Here is a 25,170-nt window from a genome sequence, read left to right as displayed (position 1 = left end):
GACCACTCCACGTGCCGAAACACCCCTCGCCGGACCCGTCACCGGCCGGTTCCGGTTCCCCCTTCACCGTCCTCCACCTCGTCCAGCCCGTCGACGGAGGCGTCGCCCGCGTCGTCACCGACCTCGTACGGGCGCAGACCGCCGCCGGACTGCGCGTACTCGTCGGCTGCCCGCGCGGCGGGCAGCTCACCGATGCCGCCCGCGACGCCGGAGCCGAGGTGCACACCTGGCGCGCCGGACGCTCTCCCGGACCCGGGCTGCCCGCCGAAGTACTCGGCGCCGCCCGGCTGATCCGGCGCCTCGCCCCCGACCTGCTGCACGCCCACAGCGCCAAGGCCGGGCTCGCCGGGCGGCTCGCCGTACGCGGCTCCGTGCCGACGGTGTTCCAGCCCCACGCCTGGTCCTTCGACGCCGTCGGCGGCGCCACCGCCGCCCTCGCGCTGCGCTGGGAGCGGGCCGGCGCCCGCTGGGCCGACCGGGTGCTCTGCGTCAGCGAAGCCGAACGCCGGGCCGGCGAGTCCGAAGGGATCCACGCCCGCTGGTCGGTGATCCGCAACGGCGTCGACCTCACCCGCTTCCACCCCGCCCGCGGCGGCGACGGCGGCCGCGCCGAAGCCCGCACCGCACTCCGGCTGCCGGACGGCGGACCCCTCGCCGTCTGCGTCGGCCGGCTCTGCCCGCAGAAGGGCCAGGACGTCCTGCTGCGCGCCTGGCCGGAGGTACTGGGCACCGTCCCCGGCGCCCGCCTCGCCCTCGTCGGCGACGGCCCCGACGCCGAACGGCTGCGCCGCACCGCACCACCAGGCGTCCACTTCGCCGGAGCCGCCGCCGACATCCGACCGTGGCTTCGCGCCGCCGATCTCGTTGTACTGCCGTCGCGGTGGGAAGGCATGGCGCTCGCCCCGCTCGAAGCCATGGCCTGCGGCCGCCCGGTCCTGGTCTCCGACGTCAGCGGTGCCCGGGAGAGCCTGCCGTCGGGCCAGGGACGGCTCTGCCTGGTACCGCCGGAGGACCCGACGGCGCTGGCCAAGGCCCTGGGACGGCTGCTCGCCGAACCGCGGCTGCTCACCGAACTCGGGGAGCAGGCCCAGCAGCACGCCCGGACCGAGTTCGACGTGCGGCGGACCACGGACGCGGTCACCGGCCTGTACCACGAACTGCTGGGCAGGCCCCGGCCCTTGAACCAGGAGCGCATCAGCCGATGACGATGGACAGCGCACCCGCCCGGCACACCGGGCAGGGCGGCACGGGGCACGCCGGCGGCAGCGCCTTCGCCCCCGCGGCTCCCGCCGAAACCCGCCGTGCCGTGACCGCCATCCACCCCCCGCGCGGACCCCGCGCCGACCGGGCCCGCGCCGCCGTCCGGCCACAGCGGGCCCGCCGCCGCGAAGGCGTCACCGCGCTGCTGACCGCCGACGCGCTGGCCGCCGCCGTCACCGCGACCACCCTGCCCGCCGGCACCCTGCCCCCCGAAGCCGTACTGCCCGCCGCCGCCCTGCTCACCGCCCTGCACGCACAGGCCGGCCTCTACACACCCCGCCTCGCCCCCTCCGCACTGCGCGAACTGCCCCTGCTCGCCGGACGCGCCGCCGTGCTCTGGTGCGGGGCCGCCGCCCTGCTCGCCGCCGCCGCACCACAGCGCGCCCTCGGCTGGAGCGTGCTCCTCGGCGCCGTCTGCCTCCAGGTCGTACTGGCGTGTGCGGGACGCGGGTTCGCCAACCAGCTCCGCCGCCGCGCCGCCCTGCGACGTCCCGTCTCGGCGCTCGTGGTCGGCCCCGGCGAGGGCACCGGTGCCGTCGCCGCCGCCCTGCACAGCCGTCCCGAGTACGGACTGCGCCCCGTCGGGATCGCCGACACCGCAGCCCCCGCCGACGGGGACCCCGGCCAGCTCCCCGTCCTCGCCACCCACGAGGACGTCCGCCGCGCCGTCATCCAGAACTCCGTCCGGCACGCCGTCTTCACCTGTCCCCCCGAGGCCGACGAACGCACCGCCTCCCTGGTCCGGCTCTTCCACGACCACGGCTGCCGGCTCTGGCTCGCCGACCCCGCCGGGACCGCCAAGGTCACCGGCATGCGCGTCGCGCAGCCCGCCGACCAGCTCTGGGGATACGCCGTACAACCACTGCTGCCGCGCCCCTCCCGGCCGCTGGAACGGGCCGCGAAGCGGGCCATCGACTCCTGCCTCGCCGCCCTCGCGCTGCTCGCCGCCGCCCCCGTCATGGGCGCCTGCGCCCTCGCCGTCCGGCTCTCCGACGGACCCGGGGTCATCTTCCGGCAGGAGCGGGTCGGCCTCTACGGACGGCCCTTCACCCTGCTGAAGTTCCGCACCCTGCGCGCCGACGAGCACGAGTCCGCCACCCGCTGGACCGTCGCCGGCGACCGCCGGATGAGCCCCGTCGGCTCCTTCCTGCGCAAGTCCTCCCTGGACGAGCTGCCCCAGCTGTGGAACGTCGTACGGGGTGACATGAGCCTGGTCGGCCCCCGCCCCGAACGCCCCTTCTTCGTCGCCAAGTTCAGCACCGTCCACCCCGGCTACGAAGCCCGCCACCGGATGCCCGTCGGCATCACCGGCCTCGCCCAGATCAACGGGCTGCGCGGCGACACCTCCATCGAGGACCGGGCCCGCTTCGACAACCACTACATCGACACCTGGTCGCTGTGGCAGGACCTGTGGATCCTCGCCCGCACCGCCGCCTCCTTCTTCCGCTTCCGGCTGGGAGGGAGCTGAGCATGAGCCTCGCCGCATCCGCACCGGGTTCCGCCTCCGACGGCGTACGCGCCCTCGTCGCGGGCCCGCTGCGCCGCCACTGGCCGCTGCTGCCCCTCGCCGCGACCGTCCTGTTCCTCCTGGCCCCGCTCCCCGCCGGCGACGCGACCGCCTCCGGCAAGGTCGGCCCCGCCGACGCCGCCTCGCTGCTGCTCGCCCTCGTCTGCGGGATCCAGGCCCTGCGCGGCCGGGTGCGGACCCTGAGCCCGCTCGGCGTACTCGTGCTCGGCGCCCCGGGCGTCGGGCTCGCGGTGTCCACGATGACCGCCGGGGACCCGTACGCCGCCCTGCCCGGGTTCGTGCGCTACCTCCAGGTCTTCGTGCTCGTCCCGGCGGCCGTGGTGCTGCTGGTGCGCGACGCCCGCGAGTTCCGGATCGCCGCCGGGTGCTTCGTCGTACTGGCGCTGGTCCAAGGGGCGGTGGGCGTCGTCCAGTACGCCACCCACACCGGCGCCTCGTACCAGGGCGAGAACGTCCGCGCCGTGGGGACCTTCGGCCCCGGCGACGTGATGGGCATGGCCACCGTCGTCGCGTACGGGCTCGTCGTCGCGACCGCCGCCGCGCTCGCGCCGGGACTGCCCGAGCGGGTCCGGCGGACCGCCGGGGCCTGCGCCCTCGCGCTGGTGCTGCCGCTCGTGCTGTCCTTCAGCCGGGGCGCCTGGATCGCCACCCTCGGGGCGGCGGTGCTGGTGATGGCCATGGCCGGGATCCGGCGGGCCCTGCGGGTGCTCGTCGCGCTGGCCGCGCTGGGCGTCGTCCTCGTCGGCGGACTCGGGGTCGGCTCCGAGATGGTCGCGGAGCGGCTGACCTCGATCACCCAGGTCTCCAGCGCCCCCGACCAGTCCGTGACGGACCGCTACACGATGTGGGCCGCCGCCGAGTCGATGTGGCGGGAGCGGCCGGCGGTGGGGGTGGGCCTCAAGGGCTTCCCCGCGCACCGCGACGGACACTCCTCGCTGGGGCTGTCCTCCGGCAGCGACACCGGCGGCGCCGGACAGGCCTTCCTCAAGCAGCCCCTGCTGTCCCCGCACAACATGTACCTCCTCATCCTCAGCGAGCAGGGCCTGATCGGCCTGCTCGCGCTGGCGGGCGGCTGGGCCGCACTGCTGGTCGCGGGGCTGCGGCGGTGCGCGGTGGGGGCCGACCGGGCGGTCCGGGACTGCGGGCTGGTCGCGACCGGGCTGTTCGTGTGGCAGCTGACCGACTTCCTGTACGCGGACATCGGCGGGCCGTCCACCGTACTGACCGGAGTGATCATCGGGCTGGCGGCGTGGTGGGCCCTGCCCTCCGGGGGATTCGGCGACGGCTCCGGCGAGGGCTCCGGTGACGGCTCGGCGCCCGGGCGCGGCCCGCTGGCCGCCGAGGGGCCGGCCGGCCGGTGACCGACACGACTCCCTGGCGGCGGCCCGCGGCCGCGGCGACCGAAGTCGCCGCGGCCGCGGGCTCCGCGGGTACCGCCCCGGACCCGGCCCCCGGCCCGGGCGCGCCGGATCCCGGAACCCCGGCGGGCGGACCCGCCGCGGCACCGGGCTCCGACGGCCCGGGCCGGGGCGGGACCCCGGCGGAGCAGGGCGCGGCGGACGTACGCGGGCGCGCGCCCGGCGCGCCGGACACGGGCCGAGCAGGGGCGGGAGGTGGCCGGACGATGGCCGAGCGGTGGGGGCCGGACGTGCGGGACGGACTGTGGGACGCGGTGCGGGACGGAGCACGGCAGGACGCGCGGTCCGACGTAGGCGGGGACGCGCGGCCCGGCTACGCGGTCACGGGCCTCCGCGGCAACCCGGTCCCGGCGGCCGGGGACGCCGCAGCCGCCCGCGACGGCAGGCCGGCCGGAGCGGGCGCTCCGGACGCCCCGGCGGCCACGGGCGCCCGGCGGGGCGTCCTGGGACCGGCCGGGACCGGGGGCGGGAACAGGGCCGTCGGGCGGGTTCCCGCGCGGCGGGACCGGCAGGGCGAGCGGCCCGGCGCGGGCGGCCCCGGCACCGGCGGGTCCGGCGGCAGCGGAACCGCGCCGCTCGGACGGTTCCTCGCCAAGGCCGCCGCCGTCACCGCCGGACTGACCGCGGCCGGAGCCGTGTTCGGGCTCGTACGCGACCAGACCATCGCGCACCTCTTCGGCGCCGGGCACGACAGCGACGCCTTCCTCATCTCCTGGACCGTCCCCGAGATGGCCTCGACGCTCCTCATCGAGGACGCCATGGCCCTGCTGATGGTCCCCGCCTTCAGCCACGCCCTCGCCCGCCGGGCCGCCAGCCGGGCCGGGCTCACCCGCATGGAAGCCCGCGCCGCCGACCCCGTACGGCTCCTCGTCGGCGCGACCCTGCCCCGCCTCCTCGTGTTCCTCGCCGCCGTGGCCTCCGTGCTCATCGTCGCCGCGCCGCTCGTCGTCGGTGTCCTCGCACCCGGCCTGCCCGACCCCGGACTCGCCGTCCAGTGCACCCGGATGACCGCCCTCACCGTCATCACCTTCGGCATCGCCGGGTACTTCAGCGCCGCCCTGCGCGCCCACCGCTCCTTCCTGCCGCCCGCCGCGATCTACGTCTCGTACAACGTGGGGATCATCGGCACCATGGTCGCCCTCCACACCCTGTGGGGGGTCCGGGCCGCCGCCGCCGGAGTCGCCGCCGGCGGGCTGCTGATGGTCCTCGTCCAGCTGCCCGCCTTCATCCGCAACGTCGGCTTCGCCCCCGGCCGCCCCAAGGGCGCCCCCCGCAGCCAGCGCGACCGCGACCGGCCCACCCTCATCGCCTTCGGGGTCATCGCCCCCGTCATCTTCTTCGCGGTCTTCCGGCAGTCGCAGGTACTCGTCGAACGCTTCCTCGCCGCCTCCCTCCCGCCCGGCGCCATCTCGCACCTCAACTACGCGCAGAAGGTCGCGCAGATGCCGATGGTGCTCTCCCTGATGATCTGCACCGTCACCTTCCCGGTCGTCGCCCAGGCCATGGCCGGCGGCGAGCGGGAGAAGGCCCGGCGGCGGGTCGAGCAGGACCTGGCGCTGGCCTCCCTCGCCGTCCTCATGGGCACCGCCCTCGTCATCGGCTACGCCCCGCAGATCATCCAGGTCCTCTTCGAACGCGGCGCCTTCACCCACCAGGACACCCTCGCCACCGCCTCCGCGATGCGGGTCTACGGCCTCGGCCTCCTCGGCCACTGCCTCGTCGGCGCGCTGTCCCGGCCCTTCTTCTCGACCGCCCGGCCCATCTGGTTCCCGGCGCTCGCGATGGGCGCCGGACTCGTCGTCAACATCGTCGCCGGAGCCCTCGCCGTCGGCTGGTGGGGCACCTACGGCATCGCCGCCGCCAACGCCGCCGGCATCTCCACCGCCGCCGCCCTGCTCCTCACCGGCCTCGGCTCCCGCATCATCGCCATCCAGGTCCGCCGGGTCGCCGTCAGCATCGGCCGGCTCGCCGTCGCGGCCGCCGCCGCCTGCGGCACCGGCTGGCTCGCCGGCCCGATGATCGCCGACCCGCTCGTCAGCGCCGCCCTCGGCTGCCTGCTCGTCCCCGCCATGTTCGGAGCCACCGGAATGGCCATACGGGCGCTGGAGATCACCGCCCTGCCCGGCCAGATCGCCCAGCTCGGCTCCCACACCGCCGTCCGGATCACCCAGCTCACCCAGAGGTTCCGCAATGTCCGCTGACACCGACACGGCCCCCGCCGCCGTGACGGGCCCCGCCCGCCGGCGCACGTCCCCGTGGGTCCTGATGTACCACTCGGTCGCCGAGTTCACCGACCCCTCCGAGGACCCGTACGGGATCACCGTCACCCCGGTCGCCCTGGAGGCCCAGCTGCTGTGGCTGCGCGCCCGCGGGCTCCGCGGCGTCGGCGTCGGCGAACTGCTGCGCGCCCGCGCCGCCGGGCGCGGCCGCGGCCTCGTCGGGCTCACCTTCGACGACGGCTACACCGACTTCCTGACCCGCGCCCTGCCCCTGCTGCGCCGCCACGACTGCACGGCCACCCTGTTCGTGCTGCCCGGCCGGCTCGGCGTCGACAACGTGTGGGACCCGCTGGGCCCCCGCAAACCCCTCCTCACCGCCGAGCAGATCCGCGAAGTCGCCGCCTCCGGACAGGAGATCGGGTCCCACGGGCTGCTCCACCAGGACCTCACCGCTGCCCCCGACGACGTCCTCCAGCAGGAGCTGCGCGGCAGCCGCGAGCTGATCCGCGAGCTGACCGGCAGCCTCCCCGAGGGCTTCTGCTACCCGTACGGGCACCTCGACGCCCGGGTCGTCGAAGCCACCCGCGCCGCCGGCTACGACTACGCCTGCGCGATCTCCCCCGGCCGGCTCGCGGGCCGCCACGCCCTGCCCCGCACCCACGTCAGCCAGGCCGACGGACCGGCGCGGCTGTACGTCAAGCGGCTGCGGCACCAGGTGCGGGAGCTGCGCAGGAAGGTGCTGCGGTGAGGGGCTCGAAGGGCGCGAAGGCCGTCCTCGACGGCAAGGGCGTCAAGGACGTCAAGGACATCAGGGCCCTGCACATCATCACCGGGCTCGGCGTCGGCGGCGCCGAGCAGCAACTGCGGCTGCTGCTGCGGCACATGCCGATGCCCTGCGACGTGCTGACGCTGACCAACCCCGGCCCCGTCGCCGAGGGGCTGCGGGCCGACGGCGTCCGGGTCGTGCACCTGGGCATGCGCGGCAACCGAGACCTCGGCGCCGTGCCGAAGCTGGTCCGCTTCATCCGGCGCGGCCGCTACGACCTCGTCCACACCCACCTCTACCGGGCCTGCGTGTACGGGCGCCTCGCGGCGCGGCTCGCCGGCGTCCCGGTGACGGTGGCCACCGAACACTCCCTCGGCGACGGCGAGATCGAGGGCCGTCCGCTCACCGGCGGGGTGCGCGCCCTCTACCTGGCGAGCGAGCGGCTCGGCGCGGCCACCGTCGCCGTCTCCGGCACCGTCGCCGCCCGGCTGGAGGGGTGGGGGGTGCCCGCCGCCCGGGTGCACGTGGTCCCGAACGGGATCGAGGCCGCCCGCTTCCGCTTCGACGAGGGCGTACGCCGCGCCGCCCGGGCCCGGACCGGGCTGCCCGAACGCGCCTTCGTGGTGGGCGGGGTGGGACGCCTGGTGCCGGGCAAGCGGTTCGACGTACTCGTGAGGGCCGTCGCGGCACTCCCCGGCGCGCACCTGCTGCTGGCCGGGGACGGCCCCGAGCGGGCCGCGCTGCGGCTGCTCGCCGCCGAACTGGGCGCGCAGAGCCGGATCCACCTGCTGGGCGAGCGCGACCCGCTGGGCGACAGCCCCGACGGGCGCACCCCCGGGATCCCCGCCCTGCTGGCCGCCATGGACGTGTTCGTCTCCCCGTCGCGGGAGGAGGCGTTCGGGCTCGCCGTCGTCGAGGCGCTGGCCGCAGGGCTGCCCGTGCTGCACGTCACCTGCCCCGCCATCGACGACCTCCCCGCCGTCGAGGCCCCGGGGGCCCGGCGGATCGGCACCGGCACGGAGGAACTGGTCGCCGCGCTGCGCGGGCACATGGAGGCGGGCGCGCGCCGGCTGCCGCCACCCCCGGTGGCTCGCCGGTACGACATCGCGCGCACCGCCGCACAGCTGCTCGACGTGTACGCCCTCGCGCTGGCCGCGCCGGTACCGGGGCCCGCTTCGGAGGCTCCGACTCCGGCGGCGGGGCCCGGCACGGCGCCCGCCACCACCGGCCCGGCGGGGCCCGGGCCGGCCGTGCCGGGGCCGCTGTCCGGGGCGCGCCCGCAGGACCGCGCACCCGCGCCCGCGGCGGTGCCCGGCCCCGCGGACCCCGCGCCCCGGACTCCCCCGGCCCCCGGCGGGAGGTGCCCCCAGGCGGGGCCGGCCCTGGCCGAACCCGGCGGGGACGGCTGATCCCCCCCTGCTCCACCCCCGGCCGGGGGACCGGCCGGGACCGCACGAACTCCCCTCCACCCAGGAAGGCACCGCACATGGCCGACACCGCCGACCAGAAGAAGTCCGACCACCGCTCCGAGCGCAAGCGCCGGCTCCTGCCGCCGCCCGCCTGGTGGCCGCTGCCCGCCTGCGCCCTCCTCGGACTGGCCGCGGGCGGCGCGTACGGGGTCCTCAAGGCCCCCGAGTACGCCGCCACCAGCTACGTCGTGGCCGTACCGAACGAGACCACCGAGCCGGCCACCGCCCTCGGCTTCGCCCAGGCCTACGGCCGGATCGCGACCAGCAGCTCCACCCTCGCCTACGCCCAGCCCCGCGCCGGCATCAGCGCCCAGCGGCTGCGCACCCAGGTCCGCGCCGAGACCTCCCCCGACTCCCCCATGATCGCGATCACCGGCACCTCCAAGAGCCCCTCCGAGGCCGCCGACATCGCCAACGCCGTCGCCGACGCCCTCTCGCTGAGCAGCAACCAGGCCGCGAAGAACACCGGCGTGCAGCTGCTGCTGTTCAACCAGGCCGTCGCGCCCAGCGACCCCGCCTCCCCGTCCGCCCCCGTCAGCGGAGCCGTCGGAATGTGCGCCGGCGGCCTCCTCGGCGGGCTGTGGATGCTGGCCCGCCCGAGCCGACGCAAGGAGCAGGGGACGGGCCGCCCGGTGGTGGAGGAGTACGCCTCGCTGCCCGCCCAGGGCGAGCACACCGAAACCAAGGAGAAGGAGTCCGTGCGATGACGCGGGGCTCCGCCGGGGCCCTGACGGTGACGCTGTGCCGAGACCCCCGGCAGTTCGCCGCGCTGGAGGAGTCCTGGAACCGGCTCGTCCGGAACTGCCCCACCGCCACCCCCTTCCAGAGCCACGCCTGGCTCCACTCCTGGTGGCTGTCGTACGGGAAGGACGGCCGGCTCCGGGTCCTGCTCGTGCGACGCGGCGAGGAACTGGTCGGCGCGGCCGCGCTGATGCTCGTACACCGGCCGCTGCCGCGGCTGGTGCCGCTCGGCGGGCCGATCACCGACTACTTCGACGTGCTCGTCGCCGCCGAGCACGCCGACCAGGTCGTCCCCGCCCTGGCCAACGGGCTGCACCGGGCCGCCCGCAGCGCCGTCGTCGACCTGCGCGAGGTGCGCCCCGGGGCCGCCGCCGAGGCGCTGTACGAGGCATGGCCCGGGGTCGGCGCCAAAACCGCCGACTCCACCTGCATGGAACTGCCCGCGCTGCCCTTCGACCAGCTCGTCAAGCGGATGCCGGCCTCCGGTGCGCAGCGCGTGCGGGCCAAGCTGCGCAAGACGGACGCCGCCGGGATCGAGGAGCACGAGGTCACCGAGCGGGAGGTGCCGCAGGCCGTACGCACCCTGCTGCGGCTGCACGAGAAGCAGTGGCGGGGCCGCGGGGTGACCCCCGAGCACCTCAGGCCCCGGTTCGCCGAGCACCTGACCCGGGCCACCCGGCGGATGGTGCGGGCGGGGGAGGGCCGGCTCACCGAGTTCCGGCTGGACGGGAAGGTGGTGGCGGCCAACGTGACGCTGCTGTCGGCCGCGCTCAGCGGCGGCTACCTGTACGGGGCCGACCCGGACCTGCGCGAGCGGAAGGTGGACGTGGCGACGCTGCTGCTGCGCTACGAGGCGGGCCGGGCCCTGGAGGAGGGCCGGCCGGTGGTCAGCTTCCTGCGCGGCAACGAGCCGTACAAGAACCACTGGCGGCCCGAGACGGTGGTCAACCAGCGGCTGCTGCTGGCCACGCACGCGCTCGCGCCCCTGCTGCGGCTGCACGAGTCGCAGATCACGGGGCGCGAGCGGGCGGTGGACGCGCTGCGCGAGGCGCTGCCGGCCGCCCGGGACTGGCGGGCGCGGCTGAACGAACTGCGGGTCCGATGACCTGTCCGACCCGTCTAGAAGGGCCAGAAGCCGGAGTCCTTGCCCCAGTCGAAGCGGAAGCAGAGCGACTGGTTGCCGAAGAGGCCGTTCAGCCACTCCCCGAAGTCGAGCGGGAGGCACCACTGCCTGCTGTCGTTGGTGGGCTTCGGCTCGGGCTTCGGCTCGGGCTTCGGCTCGGGCGGCTGTGCGGGCTGCGTCGGCTGGGGCCTGGGCGCCAGGGGGCTCGGGGACAGCACCGGAGGCACGGGCGCCGAGACCTCGGGGGACGGCTCCGGAGCCGGCTCCGGCGGGACCGTGACCTCGGGCGACGGGGTGACGGGCACGGGTTCCGGGACGGTCGGAGTGGGCTCGGCGGGAGCGGGCGCCGGGTCGACGGGGGCCGGCCCGACCGGGGTCGGCTCGACGGGCGGGACGGAGGCCTCGGGGGCCGGGGTCTGCGGAGCGGGCACGTCGGGCTTCGGTGCCTCGGGCTTGGGGACGTCGGGCTTGGGGACGTCGGGCTTCGGTGCCTCGGGCTTGGGGGCCTCCGGCTTGGGGATGCCCGGCTTCGGGACGTCCGGCTTGGGTGCCTCCGGCTTGGGGACGGCCGGGGTCGGGAACTGCGGGCTCGGGAACTGCGGGCTCGGGAACTGCGGGGTCGGGAACTGCGGGGTCGGGACCTGGGGCGTCGGGATGTCCGGCTTGGGGACCACCGGCGGCGTCGGGACCACGGGCGGCGTCGGGACGGGCGGGACCGGTCCGGACGGCTCGTGCTCGCCCATCGCCTCGCGGAAGACCTTCGCCGACTGCGGGTTCTGCTTGCACCGCCAGACGCCGTGCGGGCAGTAGTCGGTGATGGTGTGGTAGAGCGGCTTGTGCTCGTCGATCCACTTCAGCATCTTCCGGACGTACTCCGGGTTGTCCCCGTTCCGGAACAGCCCCCACTCCGGGTACGAGATCTGCTTGCCGTGTGCTTTCGCGAAGTCGACGTGCTGCTGGAGCCCGTACGGCTGGCGGACGTGCTCCTCGAACGTCCGGCCCGGACCCTGGTCGTACGAATCCATGCCGATGACGTCGACCACGTCGTCACCCGGGTAGCACTTGGTCCAGCCGATCGCGTCCGTCCCCCGGTTGGGGGCGAAATCGAACTTGAACCGCTGCCCGGGGACGGAGCGCATCGTGTTGACGACGCGCTTCCAGTACGCCTTCCAGTTCTCCGGGTCGGGCCCGCAGCGGTGGGTGTACGTGGTGCCGTTCATCTCCCAGCCGAGCACGATCACCGTGTCCGGGACGCCCAGGGACACCAGCCGCTCGGCGAGCTTGCGGAAGTGCCGGTCGTACTGGCCCTCCGCGCCGGCCCGGATCAGCTGGACCACCTGCCAGTCGGGCACCCGGTCCTCGTTGCGGGCCTGCATGGGCACGTTGAGCACGAACATCCGGTCGTCCTCGGCCCGGCGCCACTCGGCCCAGTCCGCGAGGAAGTTCACGTTGCCCTCGATGCCCGGCCACTGGTCGCCGGGGAGATAGGTGTGCCCGACCCGGATCTCCCTGCCGCCGAGCCAGTGCGACAGGTAGGGGATGCGGGCGACCCCGGGCGGCCCGTAGCCGAGGTAGGCGCCCATGGCGGTGTCGGAGCCCCTGGGAGGCTCGTCGTCCGGGGCCGCGAGCGCGGCGCCGGTGGCGAGCAGCCCGGCCGTGACCGTACCGACGCAGGTGCTCACCAGGCGGTGGCGTGGTCTGGGCATGGCGTCTCCCGAGCTTTCGCGAACCGGTGTGCTTGGAAAAGACGTTAGACATCAGATCTGACGAATGGCCTGTCCGGTGGCCGCTGGGTAGGCCATTCGCAGGTGCGCATCCTCTCCGCTTGGTCCGACTAGGTGAAAGACACCGTTCCCATGAACGCGTTCGACGGCCATGTGCCCGCTGTTCTGCTCAGACTCGATCGGAATCCGTTCCACCACGGAACCCTCGGCGCCGTCAGATCCCTTGGGCGCAAGGGCGTGGAGGTCCATGCCGTCGTCGAAGCCGGGGGAGGTCCCGTGGGGCGTTCGCGCTACCTGCGCGCCGTGCACGCCGGCCCCGAGGGCGGGCTGGATCCGGAGGAGCCCGAGGCGCTGCTGGAGTGCCTGGTCGGGGTGTCGGAGCGGATCGGGCGGCCGGCGGTGCTCGTGGCCATGGACGACATGAGCGCGATCGCCGTGTCCCGGGTCGCACCGATGCTGACGGACCGTTTCCGGATTCCCCATCAGCCCGACGACCTGCCCGCCCGGGTGGCGGACAAGGCCGAGCTGTCGCGGCTGTGCGCCCGCTGGGGCGTCCCGCACCCGGAGACCGTGATCCCGGCGGGCGGCGGCGAGGCGGCGCGGGCGGCGTGGCGGCTCGGGCTGCCGGTGGTGGCGAAGTGGAGCCGGCCGTGGCTGCTGCCGGCCGGATCCGGGCTGCGGAGCACCACCGTCGTCAACACGGCCGCCGACGCGCGCCGGTTGTACGAGCGCTCCGCCGAGGCCGGGAGCCGGCTGCTGCTCCAGCGGTTCCTGCCCGCGGGGCCGGACACCGACTGGTTCTTCCACGGGGCCTTCGCCCGGGGAGGGCGGCCGCTGCTGGCCGGCTCGGGCCGCAAGGAGCTGTCCTGGCCGGTGCGGACCGGGCTGACGGCGGTGGGGCGCTGGCTCCCGGACCCGGCGGTGGAGGAGTCGGCGCTGCGGCTCGCCGAACGGCTCGGCTACCAGGGGATCCTGGACCTGGACTTCCGCCGGGACGAGTGCGGCACGTTCCGGCTGGTGGACTTCAACCCGCGGCCGGGCGCGCAGTTCAGGCTGTTCGCAGACGACTCGGGGCTGGACGTGGTCCAGGCCCTGTACCTGGACCTGACGGGTCAGCGGGTGCCGACGCCGACGGGCGGGCCCGGGCGGGTCTTCGTGGCGGAGAACTACGCGCTGCTGGCCGCCGTGCGGGGCCGCGCGCTGCCGCGCCGCGCCGCCGCCGAGCCCGCTCCGGCGGGTCCGGCGGGTCCGGCGGGGAACGCCGGCCCGGCGGGAACCGGGTCCGGGGAGCGGGGGCGTGAGGCGCGGCCGGGTCCGGTGCGGGTGCTGCCGCGCGGGGAGCGGGGGCGGGTGGAGGCGGCCTGGTTCGCCCTCGACGACCTGTGGCCGTTCCTGGCGATGCTCGGCGCCCTGCTGCGGCGCGGCTTCGGCAAGGGGGCCCGCGCCCTGCGCGGTGTCCCCGCACAGGGGCGGCGTACGGTCCGCGCGGTGCGGGCGCCGCGCCAGCGCGGCGGCGAACGGACGTGGCCGCGGTCCCAGCCCCCGGGACCGGCGGCCGGCCAGGTCCCGCCGGAGGCTTCGGCGGAGCCGGACGAGCTGGTGAGCCGGTGACGTGGTGAGGCGGTGACGTGGTGAGGCCGTGATGCGCTGACGCCGTGATGCGCTGACGCCGTGACATGTGACGCGGTGTCGTGCTTCGGGCGGTGTGGTGACGCGGTGGTGTCGGACCGCGGTGTCGTGGCGGTCCGGGGCGCGGTGACTCGGTGACGTGGCGAATCGGCGACGTGGTGACGTGGTGACTCGGTGGCGATCTGGTGGAAGGAGTGGCCGTGAGGCGGACGGACGATCTCGTGGTGGTCGGCGCCGGCCCGTACGGGCTGTCGATCGCCGCGCACGCGGCGGCGGCCGGGCTGGGCGTACGGGTGCTGGGCCGGCCCATGGCGTCCTGGCGGGACCACATGCCCGAGGGCATGTACCTGAAGTCGGAGCCCTGGTCCTCCAACCTCTCCGCGCCCGGCGGCCGGTACACCCTGGCCGACTACTGCGCCACCCGGGGCCTGGCCGCCGAGCACGGCAGCCCTTTGCCCATCGGCACCTTCAGCGCGTACGGACTCTGGTTCGCCCGGCACGCCGGCCTGCCCGACGTGGAGGAGGCCACCGTCACCGAGGTCACCCCGCAGGGCGACGGGTTCCTCGTCCGCACCGCCGAGGGGCCGCCGCTGCTCGCCCGTACGGTGGCCCTGGCCGTCGGGGTGATGCCCTTCACGCACTACCCCCGGGCGCTGCGCGAGCTGCCCCCGGGCCACTACTCGCACAGCAGCGGCCACCGCGACCTGTCCCGCTTCGCCGGGCACGAGGTCGCCGTCCTGGGCGCCGGGCAGGCCGCGCTGGAGACGGCCGCGCTGCTCGCCGAGGCGGGGGCCCGGCCGTGTCTGGTGGCCAGGCGGGCCCGGCTGAACTGGAACACCGTCCCGCAGCCCCTGGAGCGGCCGCTGGCCCGGGCCCTGCGCGACCCGCACAGCGGCCTCGGCACCGGCTGGCGCAGCTGGGTGTGGTCGGAGCTGCCGTGGGCGGTGCGCCGGCTGCCCGCGCCGACGCGCGAGCGGATCGCCGCGACCGCGCTGGGCCCCGCCGGGGCCTGGTGGCTGCGGGACCGCTTCGAGCGGCGGGTGCCCGCGCTGATGGGGCACCGGCTGAACCGGGCGGTGGCGGTGGGCGGCCGTACCCGGCTCGGGCTGACCACGGCGGCCGGGGAGTCCGTCGTACTGGACACCGCGCACGTCATCGCGGCGACCGGGTTCGCCCCGCGGCTGGACCGGCTGGAGCTGCTCGACGCCCGCCTGCGGGCCGCGCTGGCCACCGTGGGCGACAGCGGCACGCCGGAGCTGAGCGCGGGCTTCGAGTCCTCCTGGCCGGGGCTGTTCTTCGCGGGACTGCTGACGGCTCCCTCATTCGGACCTTCCATGCGATTCGTGCACGGTGCGGGGTTCACGGCGGGGAGACTGGTGAAGGGAGTCCGCAAGCGCCTCGGCGCCCGGGGTCCGCTGCCGGGCTCCTCCGGTGCTGCCCGGCCGGTCCGGGCCGCCGCCGGGCGACCGGAGACGTATCTACGCTGAGATCCACCTGAGAGGGGTCCGCGATGGGCGCGGAGCGAGCACAGGGCGGCCGTGGCTGGGTGCGCATCCCCGCCAGCCGCGGGGAGCAGTCCACGGCCCGGGCCGCGGCGGGCCAGCCGCCCCGGACGAGCGCGGGCCAGCCGCCCCGGGCGGCGGCCGGCACGCCGTACGGATGGCGGGCGCCCGGCCATTTCGGGGCCGGCGACCAGCCCTCGATCTACCTGTCCCTCGTCAAGCGGTGGCGGGAGGCCGGGCGCACCCTTCCGGGGCATCCTGACGAGGAGTGGGAGCGGCTCATCTCCCAGCCGTGCTGGCCAGGCCGTTAGGTGGTGTGTCTCTCGTGGCAGCGGAGCGGCGCAATGAACCGGAGCGCGGTACTCCAGGCCTGGTGACGGGCCCGGGGGAGCGGCTCGCGCTCAACGGCATGGGCAGCTTCGAATGGGACCTGGACGCGGGCACCCTCACCCTGGACGAGGCCGGCCTGGCCGTCTTCGACCTGGAGCCGGCCGAGTTCGACCACACCCCCGAGGGCCTCGGCGTGCGGATCCCGTCGGACGACGCGGCCCGGCTCTCGGACACCGTGACCGCGGTGCTGGAGGCCGGCGGGTCGACGTACGGCTCGTACTTCACGGTGCGCCGGCGCGACGGCCGCGACCAGTGGACCCACACCACGGGCCGGGTGCTGCGCGACGACGACGGCCGCCCCCTGCGGATCGCCGGGATCGTCCGGGACGCCACGGCCGAGCTCGCCCACGCGACGGTGCTGCGGAAGCTGGAGACCGCCCGCACCCAGCAGGCCGCCATCGTGCAACGCACCACGGAGGCCCTGTCGCGGGCGGTGACCGTCGACGACGTGACGGCCGCCCTGACCGGCGCGGGTGCGCTGGAGCGGCTCGGCGCGGACGGGCTGGCGCTGGGCCTCGTCGAGAACGGCACCATCAAGATCATCGCGCTGAGCGGGGAGACCCTGGAGATCCTCAGCGAACGCAAGTTCACCCGCCTGGACGGATCGCTGCCGCTCTCCCAGGCCATCCTCAGCCGGCAGGCACGTTTCGTCACCTCGCTCACCGAACTCGCCGGCGAGTTCCCGCTCCTCGCCGACTACCTGCTCCGCATCCACTACGGCGCGGCCGCCTACCTCCCGCTGATCGCCCAGGCCAAGGCCATCGGCGGACTCGTGCTCTTCTACCGCCGGCGCACCGAGTTCAGCCCCGAGGAACGCAACCTGTGCCTGGGCCTCGCCGGCATCGTCGCCCAGTCCCTCCAGCGGGCACTCCTCTTCGACCAGGAACGCGAGTTCGCCACCGGCCTCCAGGCCGCCATGCTGCCCCGCCGCATCCCCGACATCTCCGGGGGCGAGATCGCCGTCCGCTACCACTCCGCCTGGAGCGGTCGCGAGGTCGGCGGCGACTGGTACGACGTGATCGCCCTGCCCCGCGACCGCGTCGGCATCGTCGTCGGCGACGTCCAGGGCCACGACACCCACGCCGCCGCCATCATGGGCCAGCTGCGCATCGCGCTCCGCGCCTACGCGGGCGAGGGCCACCCGCCCTCCACCGTCCTCGCGCGGGCCTCCCGCTTCCTCGCCGAACTCGACACCGAACGCTTCGCCACCTGCATGTACGCACAGGTCGACCTGGAGACCGGAGGCGTACGGGCCGTCCGCGCCGGCCACCTCGGCCCGCTGATCCGCCACACGGACGGCCGAACCGGCTGGCCCAACGTCCGCGGCGGCCTCCCCCTCGGACTGGCCTCCGTCTTCGAACACGAGGACTTCCCCGAGACCCGCCTCGACCTGGTGCCCGGTGAAACGCTCGTGCTGTGCACCGACGGGCTCGTGGAGGAACCGGGCACCACCATCACCGCCGGCATGGACGCCCTCGCCCACGCCGTCCGCAGCGGCCCCCAGGGCGCAGGCGCCCTCGCCGACCACCTCCTCGACCGGCTCTGGGAACGCTGGGGCTCCGGCGACGACGTGGCCCTGCTCGTCCTGCGCCGCGCCCCGGACCCCGGCACCCACCGGGCGCCGCGGATCCACCAGTACGTCCACCAGGCCGACCCCGAGGGGCTGTCCGAGGCCCGCTACGCCCTGCGGCAGGCCCTGCGCGACTGGGGCATGCCCGAACTCGCCGACGACGTCGAGCTCGCGGCGGGGGAACTGCTGGTCAACGCCCTGCTGCACACCGACGGCGGGGCGGTGCTGACCATGGAGGTGCTGCCCGAGCCGGTGCGGCGGATCCGGTTGTGGGTCAAGGACCGCTCCAGCGTGTGGCCGCGCCGCCGCACCCCGGGCGAGGCGGCCACCACGGGGCGCGGGCTGCTGCTGGTGGACGCCCTGGCCACCCACTGGGGCGTGGAGTCCCGGGGCGACGGGAAGGCCGTCTGGTGCGAGTTCGACGCCGGGGGCGGGCCGCGCGGCACGACGTGACCGTACGGTCACGCCGAGTGGCGGCATGCGGGGTGCGGGGCGATGATGCCGCCATGGAACGGATGCTGGTCCTTCGGGACGTGCCGGTCTTCCGGGGCGCCCCGCTGCCGATGGGGGTATGGTGCGCCGCCTGACCAGGGGCGCGGTCACCGGGATCGCGGCGACGCTGGCGGTGCTGCTGCTGGCGGCCGGGGGCCGGGCGGTCGTCGACTGGACGACGGGGCGTCCGCACGCGGACCCCGGATGCCAGACGGTCGGGTTCATGTCGATGACGGGCGTCGCGCCCGAGTGCCGGTAGCGGCGGCTACCGCACCCGCGCGGCCGGCCGCGCCCCCTACGGGTGTTCGACGACCTCGATGGCCTTGTCGTCCTGCGCGAGCGTGTCGATGGCGCGGGGCATCAGGCCCGAGAAGTGGATCTCCTGGAGTTCCACCACGGCCCTGGCGTGACCCGGGTGGACGCCCCCGGTGAGCGGGCTGCCGGCCACCCACTCGTGCTCGGCGCCGTCGCAGACGACCTCGCCCGCGCCGATGCTCAGCCGGGTGCCGTCCTGGATGACGGTGGCCTTGATCTGAACCGCCCCCGAGGGTGACGCCGCCTCGCAGTGGTAGGTGCCGGAAAGGGTGATGGAACCGTCCCCGGCGATGTGAGCTTGTGACTGTACGGAAATTCCCTGATTGAAAACGGTGGCGTGGGCGGGGGCCGTGAGCAGGGCGGTCGCGGCCAGGGCGGAGAAGGCCCCCAGGGCCATTCGGCGGGCGTGCGTGCGCATTTTTTCCTCCAGGTGGGAGCGGCGGCGGGATTCCACCGGAACGCATTGTGCTGGCAATTGGCGGGCGACTCGTTCCGTGCGCTCGTGTCGGTGTGTGCAATTCCCCGCTCGGGCGCGTGAGACTGGCCGGAAATACTCCTCGCCCCGAAGATCCCCGAAGGGGTTCCCGCATGCGTCAGCCCGCCTCCGTGTCCACCTCGCTCTCCGCCCTCGCCGCCGCCGCTCTGATGCCCTTCCTGCTGTTCACCGCCACCGCCTGCCAGAGCGCCCCCGAGGGGGCCGCCCTCGCCCCCGCCGCGGCGCCCGCCGTCCCCGTCGACGACGGGGCACCCGGCGCCGACGAGGACCCGGCCGCCCAGGACCGGGCGGGCGCGGTGCCCGGGGCGTCGAAGGACGCCCATGTGGGTGACTCCGTACGGGTGCAAGGACACGAGGTGGGACGCCACCTCCAAGTGGTGCTGAACGCGTTCGTCGACCCGGCGGTCAGCGTCGAACCGAACTACCAGCCGCCCGCCGGGAAACGCTGGGTGGCCGCCTCGATGTCCTTCGTCAACGTCGGCGGAGCCTCGTACGGGGCGCTCGGGCGCATGTGGGCGTACGACGGCGCGGGCAAGCGCCACCCGGTGGTGCGCACCGGTGAACTGACGACCGGCAAACCACTCGTCTTCGATTCCCTCTCGGTCGGCGAGCGGGCCGAGGGCTGGGTCGTGTTCGAAATTCCGGAGAACCAGAAGATCGTGCGGCTCCAGTACCAGGACGCGAACGTGCAGGCGAATTCCGGAGGGGGATTCTGGTCGGTCTAGCCCGCAAGGGTGAAAGGCCGTGAAAGGGCCCGGCGCCGGAGCACTAAGGTGCGCGCATGACTTCTACGCAAGCCGAAACCGACCGCAGCCTGATCGGCACCATTTCCGTGCTCGCCTGGATCGGCGACCCCGCCGAGGGCCACGACATCCCGTACCTGCTCGCCTACACGCTCGGCGACGGGCCGCAGGGCCGGGAGGCGGGCGAGGCGGCCGCCCGCGGGCTGCTGGAGGAGATGGGCCTCGGCATCGGCGACATGGTGAACGGGACCGAGAAGCCGCAGAAGTTCGACGTGAAGATCATCCTCGCGGACAACCAGATCGCGCTGACCCTGCCCGGCCTGAACGCCACCTGCACCGCCCCGGACGAGTGGGTCGCGGCGGCGACCGAGAGCGGCCAGGCCTACTTCCTGTTCGCCACCCGCGCCTGGCCCGAGGCCGTCCCCGGCAAGCCGGTGAGCGCGGAACTCCTCCAGTCCTTCGCCGGCGACGAGGCGGTACTGACCAGCAGCGCCCACTGCATCGTCGCCGTGCAGAGCCTGCAGCGCTGAGGGGCCTCCCCTGTCCGCGGCAGCCGCCGCCGCGCCTGCGGCGGCCGCCGTGCTCCGGCCGCCGGGCTCCCAGCCTGCCCGGCGGCCGGCCCCCCGGGCCGTGTCCTTCGGATCATGCCGGGCCTGATCCGAAGGACACGGCCCGGCCGTCAGGGCCGCTCGAAGGCGAACCTCAGCGACCGGACCCGGTTGTCGAAGTTCGAGCCCGCCAGATCGGGCAGGCCCACCGCGCGCAGATCCACCGGCCGGGTCAGCAACTCCCGGAAGAGCGCCTTCATCTCCACCCGGGCCAGATGGGCGCCCAGGCAGAAGTGCGGTCCGCCGCCGCCGAAACCCAGGTGCGGGTTGGGGGAGCGGGTGATGTCGAACGCGTCCGGGTCGGGGAAGACCGCCTCGTCGCGGTTGGCCGACGCGTAGTACAGCACCACCTTGTCCCCAGGCTGGAACAGGCGCCCGCCCAGAGTGTGTTCGGCGGTGACCGTCCGGCGGAACTGGATGATCGGCGTCGAGTGCCGGATCATCTCGTCCACCGCGCCGTCCGCGTACTTCTCGAAGTCCGACAGCAGCAGGTCCCGTTGCTCCGGGAAGTCCGTCAGCAGGGCCAGCCCGTGGCTGATGGCATTGCGGGTGGTCTCCACCCCCGCCACCATCAACAGGCTGAAGAAAGCGCCCAGCTGGCGGGCCCCGAGCGCCTGGCCGTCCACGTTCGCGCACACCAGGGCGGAGATCAGGTCGTCGGTGGGGTTCTTGCGCCGCTCCCGCCCGATGCCCGCGACCATCCGCTGCATCCGGGCCAGGGCCCGCAGGCCGCGGCCGGGCATCCGCAGCCGGGCCGCCAGCCCCCGCTCCACACCGATGTTCTCCGAAGCGTGGTTGACCCGGTCCGCGATCTCCGCACGGTAGTGCTCCGGGATGCCCATCATGTTGCAGATGACCTCCAGGGGCAGCCGGGAGGACACCGCCGAGACGAACTCGTCCGGGCATTCGGCCAGGACGTCGTCCACGATCCGGGCCGCCACCGCGTGGATGTCCTCCTCGGCCGCCGCCAGCAGCCGCGGCGTGAACGCCCGCTGCACGATCTTCCGCAGCTGCGCGTGGTCCGGGCCGTCCAGATTGACCATGGAGTCCCCGAACAGCGCCCGCACCCACCGGGCCGGCTCCGGTGTCGTGACCCCGGGCGCGCTGGCGAACACCTTCGGCAGCCGGCTCGCCTCCTGCACGTCGGCGTGGCGTACGAGCGCCCAGTGGCCGCCGCCCTCGGGGACGAACACCGGGGAGTCCAGCGCACGCAGCCGGGCGAAGGCCGCGAGGCGCTGATCGGGGGGCCGCTGCCAGAAGCCCGGCTCGGCGAGTTCCCCTCCGGGGTCGGTGCCGGAGCCGTGCCGTTGCGGGGGGAGTGTCATGGGGGCTGTCTCTTCCTGTCGCCGTTCCGCTGAGCTGCTGAACGCGTTCGGGGGCTTGGGGGTGACGGCGCCGACGGCTCAGACTTCGGCCCCGACCCGCTCGGGGCTCCCGCCGCGGACGGACAGGGTCATGCCGACCACCACCGTGGCCGTCGCGACCAGCCCCGCGTACAGGACCGCGTACGAACCCGCCCAGGTACAGGCGAGCAGGGCCAGCGCGGACACCGGCAGCACCAGCTGCTGCGCCGCACCGCGCTTGAAGTGGCGGGAGTGCAGCAGCCACACCATCAGCAGGAACAGCGCCGCCGGAACGGTCACGGCGGCGTTCGCCGCGACCTGCGAGATGTGCGCCTTCCCCACCGCGTGCTCCACCGCCACCTCGATGCCCGCACCGATCGCCGCACCCGACGCGAAGATCAGCAGATGGCCGTAGCCCCACGGGATCGCCTCCCGGTTGGAGGTCAGCCGCTCGTGCATCGGCACCGCGAAGTAGATCCACCACGCGGCGAAGACGATCAGCAGCCCGCCCGCGGCGATGGGCAGCAGCTCGTCCAGCGCCTCGTGCTCGTCGAGGGCCGACTTCACCGCCACCGTGCTCGCCGCGATCGTCTCGCCCAGCACGATGATGGTGAACAGCCCGTACCGCTCCACGATGTGATGGGCGTGCCAGGGCGTCTGATGGCCCCGCTCGGCCAGCACCGGAACCATCAGCTCGGCCACCACCAGCACCAGGAACAGCCACCGCTTCGAAGCGTCCGGCGCGAACAGCAGCCCCACCCAGCCCGCCTGACAGATCACCAGGCCCGCCGCGTACTTCAGCGCCGCCGAACGAGCCGCACCGCTCTCCCCGGCCGCCGCACGCAGCCACTGCGCCGTCAGCGCCACCCGCATGATCAGGTAGCCGATGACGGCCACCGTCCAGTCGTTGTCGTCGAAGGCCCGGCTCACCCCCGCCGCGTAGACGAGCACGCCGGCGATCTGCACCAGCGTCGCCACCCGGTACGGCACGTCGTCGCAGTCGTAGGCGGAGGCGAACCACGTGAAGTTCATCCACGCCCACCACACCCCGAAGAAGACGAAGAAGTAGCCGACCACCCCGCTCCCCGGATGGCCCTCCGCCAGCGCGTGCACCAGCCGCGCCCCGGCCTGGGCGATCGCGACGACGAAGCAGAGGTCGAAGAACAGCTCCAGCGAGGTCGCCGTCCGGTGCCCCTCGTCGCGGCTGCGGGCGGTCATCGGTACGTACGTCATACCGCCCAGCACACCAGGGCCCGGCCCCCCGACCGCCGAGGCGCGCGGCCGATGGTCCCCCGGTACCCCGGGCGGACTCGTACCGGCCCGGCCCGCCGGGCGGCGCGCCCCCCGGCCAGCGGACCGGTCCGTCCGGCCAGGAGCCGAAGGGACCCCGACCGGCGGGACAAGGTCCCGCCGCCCACACGACGTTCGCCCCTGCCGCGGCCCACCCCCCGGAGCGGAGCCTGGATACGTCAGGACCCTTCTCAATGTTCAGGACCACGCCATGAGTTCCGCCACGCAGCAAGCGCCACAGGTCCTCACCGACCCGGCGCAGTACCGCCCGGGCCGCACCATCACGGAGTGGACCCCCGAGGATCCCTCCTTCTGGCACTCCACCGGGAAGAAGGTCGCCACCAGGAACCTGTGGATCGCCGTCCCGGCACTGCTCGTGGCCTTCGTGGTCTGGCAGGTGTGGAGCATCACGGCGACCAACCTGAAGGACGTCGGGTTCGGCTTCACCCAGTCGCAGCTGTTCTGGCTGACGGCCGTCCCCGGCATCACCGGCGGCACCGTCCGGATCCTCTACACCTTCCTCGGCCCGATGGTGGGACAGCGCCGGTTCACGGCCCTCTCCACGCTGGTGCTGGCCGCCCCGCTGCTGTGGCTCGGCTTCGCCGTGCAGGACCCGGACACCTCCTACACCACCATGGTCGCGATCGCCGCCCTCTGCGGAATCGGCGGCGCGAACTTCTCCTCCTCCCTCGCCAACATCGGCTTCTTCTACCCGAAGCAGGAGAAGGGCAACGCCACCGGCATCAACGGCGGCCTCGGCAACCTCGGCGTCTCCGTGGTCCAGCTGCTCACCCCCATCCTGATCACCTCCTCCGTCCTGGCCATCGGAGCGGGCCAGAAGAAGGCCAACGGCTCGGAGATCTACCTCCAGAACGCCGCCTTCGTCTGGATCCCGGTGCTGGTCGTGCTCGCGGCGGTCGCCTGGTTCGGGCAGAACGACCTCAAGGTCGCCTCCACCCCCTTCAGCCAGCAGAAGGTCATCTTCAAGCGCAAGCACAACTGGCTGATGACCTGGCTCTACGTCGGCACGTTCGGCTCCTTCATCGGCTTCGCCGCAGCCCTGCCGCTGCTCATCAAGACCACCTTCCCCGCGTACTCGGTCGCCACCTACGCCTGGATGGGCCCGGCCCTGGGCGCGCTGGCCCGCTGGGCGGGCGGCTGGATCGCCGACAAGCTGGGCGGCGCCCGGGTGACGATCCTTTCGTTCGCGGGCATGGGCGCGTCGATCATCGGCGTGATCAACTTCCTGCCCGGGGGGTCTGACCATGGTTCGTTCCACGGCTTCTTCCTCTGCTTCCTGGCCGCCTTCTTCTTCTCGGGCATCGGCAACGGCTCGACCTTCCGGCAGATCCCGGTCATCTTCCGGGCGCAGCACCTGAAGGGCCTGGCGGAGGGCACGCCGCAGTACGCGGCCGCCCTGAAGCAGGCGGAGATCGAGTCCGGCGCGGTGACGGGCTTCACCGCCGCCATCGCCGCCTACGGCTTCTTCTTCATCCCGGCGATGTTCGCCAACTTCTCGGTGACGAGCGCGATGTGGGGGTTCGTCGCCTTCTACGCCAGCTGCGTGGCCGTGACCTGGTGGTTCTACGCCCGCAAGAACGCGGAAGCCCCCAGCTGACCCCCACCGCCGGCCCACCGGCCGCCACCCCACCCGTCCCGGAGCCCACCCGGCCCCGGGACGGGTGGGCCCGAGGGGCGGCGCCAACGGCAGCCGGCCACCCGCTGCGCCGCGCGGGCACTACCGGGCCCCGGGAATCCGAGGCGCCGAGGCCGGCCGGGCCCGAAGCGGCCGGCCCACCCCCGACCCGCCCGACGCCCGGGCAGGCGTCGGGCGGGTCGGGCATCCGGGGCGGGGCAGGCACGGGCACAGCCACGGGCACAGGGCACGGGCACAGGGCACGGGCACAGCCACGGGCACAGCCACGGGCACAGGGCACGGGCACAGCCACGGGCACGGAGCGGTCCGGCTGTCCGGCCCGCAGGGCGCCGGCCGGCCCACCCCGCTGGGTCTTCACCCGCGGGGTCGTGCGCGGCTCATGCCGTCCGCCCCCAGCCGCTCTCGCCCGCCGTCCATGACGTGACCGGGGAAGGGCTCCGTCCGGCGCTGCGGCCCATCACCCTGCCTCCAACGCGGCCGGCCGCGGTATCACCGCGCCCTCCGTCCCCGCCGCAATGGACACCGCGACCGGGCCGGACGGCGGTGACGACCGGCACCCGCACCGCCTGGTAGCCCTGGCGGTTCCGGTGGCCCGGCAGGAGGCCGCACCCCCCGTCACCGACGCCGTTTCGCAGCCGCCGGCGCGCTGGTCCGCGTACCGCTTCCGCCTCCTCTTCCCCAGCGGGCCCGGCCGGGCGTCCTGGCCCGGGGTCTTCCTCATTGCCCCCGCGGACCTCGCGCAGGACCACCCCTGGTTCTTCGCCCTCATGCTGCCGCTCCTCTCCGCCTCTGCTCTCGCGCTCTGACTCCCTCCATGCTGCCGGGGTCGCTCAATACGTGCGTTGCGCTATCCACAGGCACGCCCCAAAGGCAGATTTTCCGACTTT

21 protein-coding genes are annotated in these 25,170 nt (G+C 74.6%); 17 read left to right on the top strand and 4 right to left on the bottom strand.

The features are described 5' to 3' along the window. The first annotated feature begins 11 nt into the window (after positions 1-11). The 8 genes from ACZ597_RS26065 (at position 12) to ACZ597_RS26030 (ending at position 10,506) form a co-directional block, all read left to right on the top strand. Positions 12-1,205, top strand: a complete 1,194-nt coding sequence (locus ACZ597_RS26065) for a glycosyltransferase (protein ID WP_471334593.1) — start codon at positions 12-14, stop codon at positions 1,203-1,205. Continuing rightward, positions 1,202-2,728: a sugar transferase gene (locus tag ACZ597_RS26060; RefSeq protein ID WP_471334590.1), complete on the top strand. Its 1,527-nt coding sequence runs from the start codon at positions 1,202-1,204 to the stop codon at positions 2,726-2,728. Before ACZ597_RS26065 ends, ACZ597_RS26060 begins: the two co-directional genes overlap by 4 nt. A 2-nt stretch (positions 2,729-2,730) precedes the next feature. Continuing rightward, on the top strand, positions 2,731-4,149 hold the full coding sequence (locus ACZ597_RS26055) for an O-antigen ligase family protein (protein WP_471334588.1): 1,419 nt from the start codon (positions 2,731-2,733) through the stop codon (positions 4,147-4,149). A gap of 500 nt (positions 4,150-4,649) precedes the next feature. Then, complete coding sequence (murJ, locus tag ACZ597_RS26050) at positions 4,650-6,407, top strand: murein biosynthesis integral membrane protein MurJ (RefSeq protein ID WP_471334714.1); 1,758 nt, start codon at positions 4,650-4,652, stop codon at positions 6,405-6,407. After that, positions 6,397-7,173: a polysaccharide deacetylase family protein gene (locus ACZ597_RS26045; protein ID WP_471334585.1), complete on the top strand. Its 777-nt coding sequence runs from the start codon at positions 6,397-6,399 to the stop codon at positions 7,171-7,173. Before murJ ends, ACZ597_RS26045 begins: the two co-directional genes overlap by 11 nt. Before the next feature lie 59 nt (positions 7,174-7,232). Next, entirely contained in the window at positions 7,233-8,600 is a 1,368-nt protein-coding gene (locus tag ACZ597_RS26040) for a glycosyltransferase (protein ID WP_471334711.1), read from the top strand. A gap of 77 nt (positions 8,601-8,677) precedes the next feature. After that, the gene (locus tag ACZ597_RS26035; RefSeq protein ID WP_471334583.1) at positions 8,678-9,367 is read left to right on the top strand and encodes a YveK family protein; all 690 of its coding nucleotides are present in this window, start codon (positions 8,678-8,680) and stop codon (positions 9,365-9,367) included. Next, positions 9,364-10,506, top strand: a complete 1,143-nt coding sequence (locus tag ACZ597_RS26030; RefSeq protein WP_471334581.1) for a GNAT family N-acetyltransferase — start codon at positions 9,364-9,366, stop codon at positions 10,504-10,506. Before ACZ597_RS26035 ends, ACZ597_RS26030 begins: the two co-directional genes overlap by 4 nt. Positions 10,507-10,520: 14 nt before the next feature. On the opposite strand, the gene ACZ597_RS26025 is transcribed toward ACZ597_RS26030, so the two are convergent. After that, complete coding sequence (locus ACZ597_RS26025) at positions 10,521-12,230, bottom strand: glycoside hydrolase family 26 protein (RefSeq protein WP_471334578.1); 1,710 nt, start codon at positions 12,228-12,230, stop codon at positions 10,521-10,523. 150 nt (positions 12,231-12,380) lie between these two features. Here ACZ597_RS26025 and ACZ597_RS26020 point away from each other — a divergent pair, with 150 nt between their 5' ends. From ACZ597_RS26020 to ACZ597_RS26000, 5 genes are all read left to right on the top strand, one after another. After that, entirely contained in the window at positions 12,381-13,859 is a 1,479-nt protein-coding gene (locus tag ACZ597_RS26020) for a carboxylate--amine ligase (RefSeq protein WP_471334575.1), read from the top strand. 218 nt (positions 13,860-14,077) lie between these two features. Then, positions 14,078-15,364, top strand: a complete 1,287-nt coding sequence (locus ACZ597_RS26015) for an NAD(P)-binding domain-containing protein (protein WP_471334572.1) — start codon at positions 14,078-14,080, stop codon at positions 15,362-15,364. Positions 15,365-15,387: 23 nt separating this feature from the next. Further along, a complete protein-coding gene (locus ACZ597_RS26010; protein ID WP_471334569.1) occupies positions 15,388-15,690 on the top strand; it encodes a hypothetical protein in 303 nt (100 codons plus the stop codon). Between the two features lie 14 nt (positions 15,691-15,704). Continuing rightward, positions 15,705-17,792: a SpoIIE family protein phosphatase gene (locus ACZ597_RS26005; RefSeq protein WP_471334709.1), complete on the top strand. Its 2,088-nt coding sequence runs from the start codon at positions 15,705-15,707 to the stop codon at positions 17,790-17,792. A gap of 118 nt (positions 17,793-17,910) precedes the next feature. Further along, a complete protein-coding gene (locus ACZ597_RS26000; RefSeq protein WP_471334567.1) occupies positions 17,911-18,090 on the top strand; it encodes a hypothetical protein in 180 nt (59 codons plus the stop codon). Between the two features lie 36 nt (positions 18,091-18,126). Here the strand turns inward: ACZ597_RS26000 and ACZ597_RS25995 are convergent, their stop codons facing one another. Continuing rightward, the gene (locus tag ACZ597_RS25995; RefSeq protein WP_471334564.1) at positions 18,127-18,564 is read right to left on the bottom strand and encodes a DUF6299 family protein; all 438 of its coding nucleotides are present in this window, start codon (positions 18,562-18,564) and stop codon (positions 18,127-18,129) included. Positions 18,565-18,734: 170 nt separating this feature from the next. Here ACZ597_RS25995 and ACZ597_RS25990 point away from each other — a divergent pair, with 170 nt between their 5' ends. Together ACZ597_RS25990 and ACZ597_RS25985 are read left to right on the top strand one after the other, a co-directional pair. Further along, positions 18,735-19,367 (top strand): DUF4352 domain-containing protein, encoded by a 633-nt coding sequence (locus ACZ597_RS25990; protein ID WP_471334561.1) that lies wholly within the window; start codon positions 18,735-18,737, stop codon positions 19,365-19,367. Between the two features lie 56 nt (positions 19,368-19,423). Beyond that, entirely contained in the window at positions 19,424-19,915 is a 492-nt protein-coding gene (locus tag ACZ597_RS25985) for a DUF5949 family protein (RefSeq protein ID WP_471334558.1), read from the top strand. 149 nt (positions 19,916-20,064) lie between these two features. Here ACZ597_RS25985 and ACZ597_RS25980 read toward each other — a convergent pair whose 3' ends face one another. Further along, positions 20,065-21,318 (bottom strand): cytochrome P450, encoded by a 1,254-nt coding sequence (locus ACZ597_RS25980; protein WP_471334555.1) that lies wholly within the window; start codon positions 21,316-21,318, stop codon positions 20,065-20,067. A gap of 78 nt (positions 21,319-21,396) precedes the next feature. Beyond that, positions 21,397-22,569 carry a low temperature requirement protein A gene (locus ACZ597_RS25975; RefSeq protein ID WP_471334553.1) on the bottom strand — a complete coding sequence of 391 codons (1,173 nt, stop codon included), beginning with the start codon at positions 22,567-22,569 and terminating at the stop codon, positions 21,397-21,399. 268 nt (positions 22,570-22,837) lie between these two features. Between ACZ597_RS25975 and ACZ597_RS25970 the strand changes: the two genes are divergently transcribed. Beyond that, positions 22,838-24,244 (top strand): MFS transporter, encoded by a 1,407-nt coding sequence (locus tag ACZ597_RS25970; protein ID WP_471334550.1) that lies wholly within the window; start codon positions 22,838-22,840, stop codon positions 24,242-24,244. Positions 24,245-24,798: 554 nt separating this feature from the next. Continuing rightward, on the top strand, positions 24,799-25,089 hold the full coding sequence (locus tag ACZ597_RS25965) for a hypothetical protein (RefSeq protein ID WP_471334548.1): 291 nt from the start codon (positions 24,799-24,801) through the stop codon (positions 25,087-25,089). The last annotated feature ends 81 nt before the right edge of the window (positions 25,090-25,170 follow it).

The sequence above is a fragment of the Streptomyces sp. NPDC040718 genome, assembly GCF_055593565.1.
The sequence above is the reverse complement of the archived record's forward strand: the minus strand, read 5'-3'. Positions and strand labels throughout refer to the sequence as shown.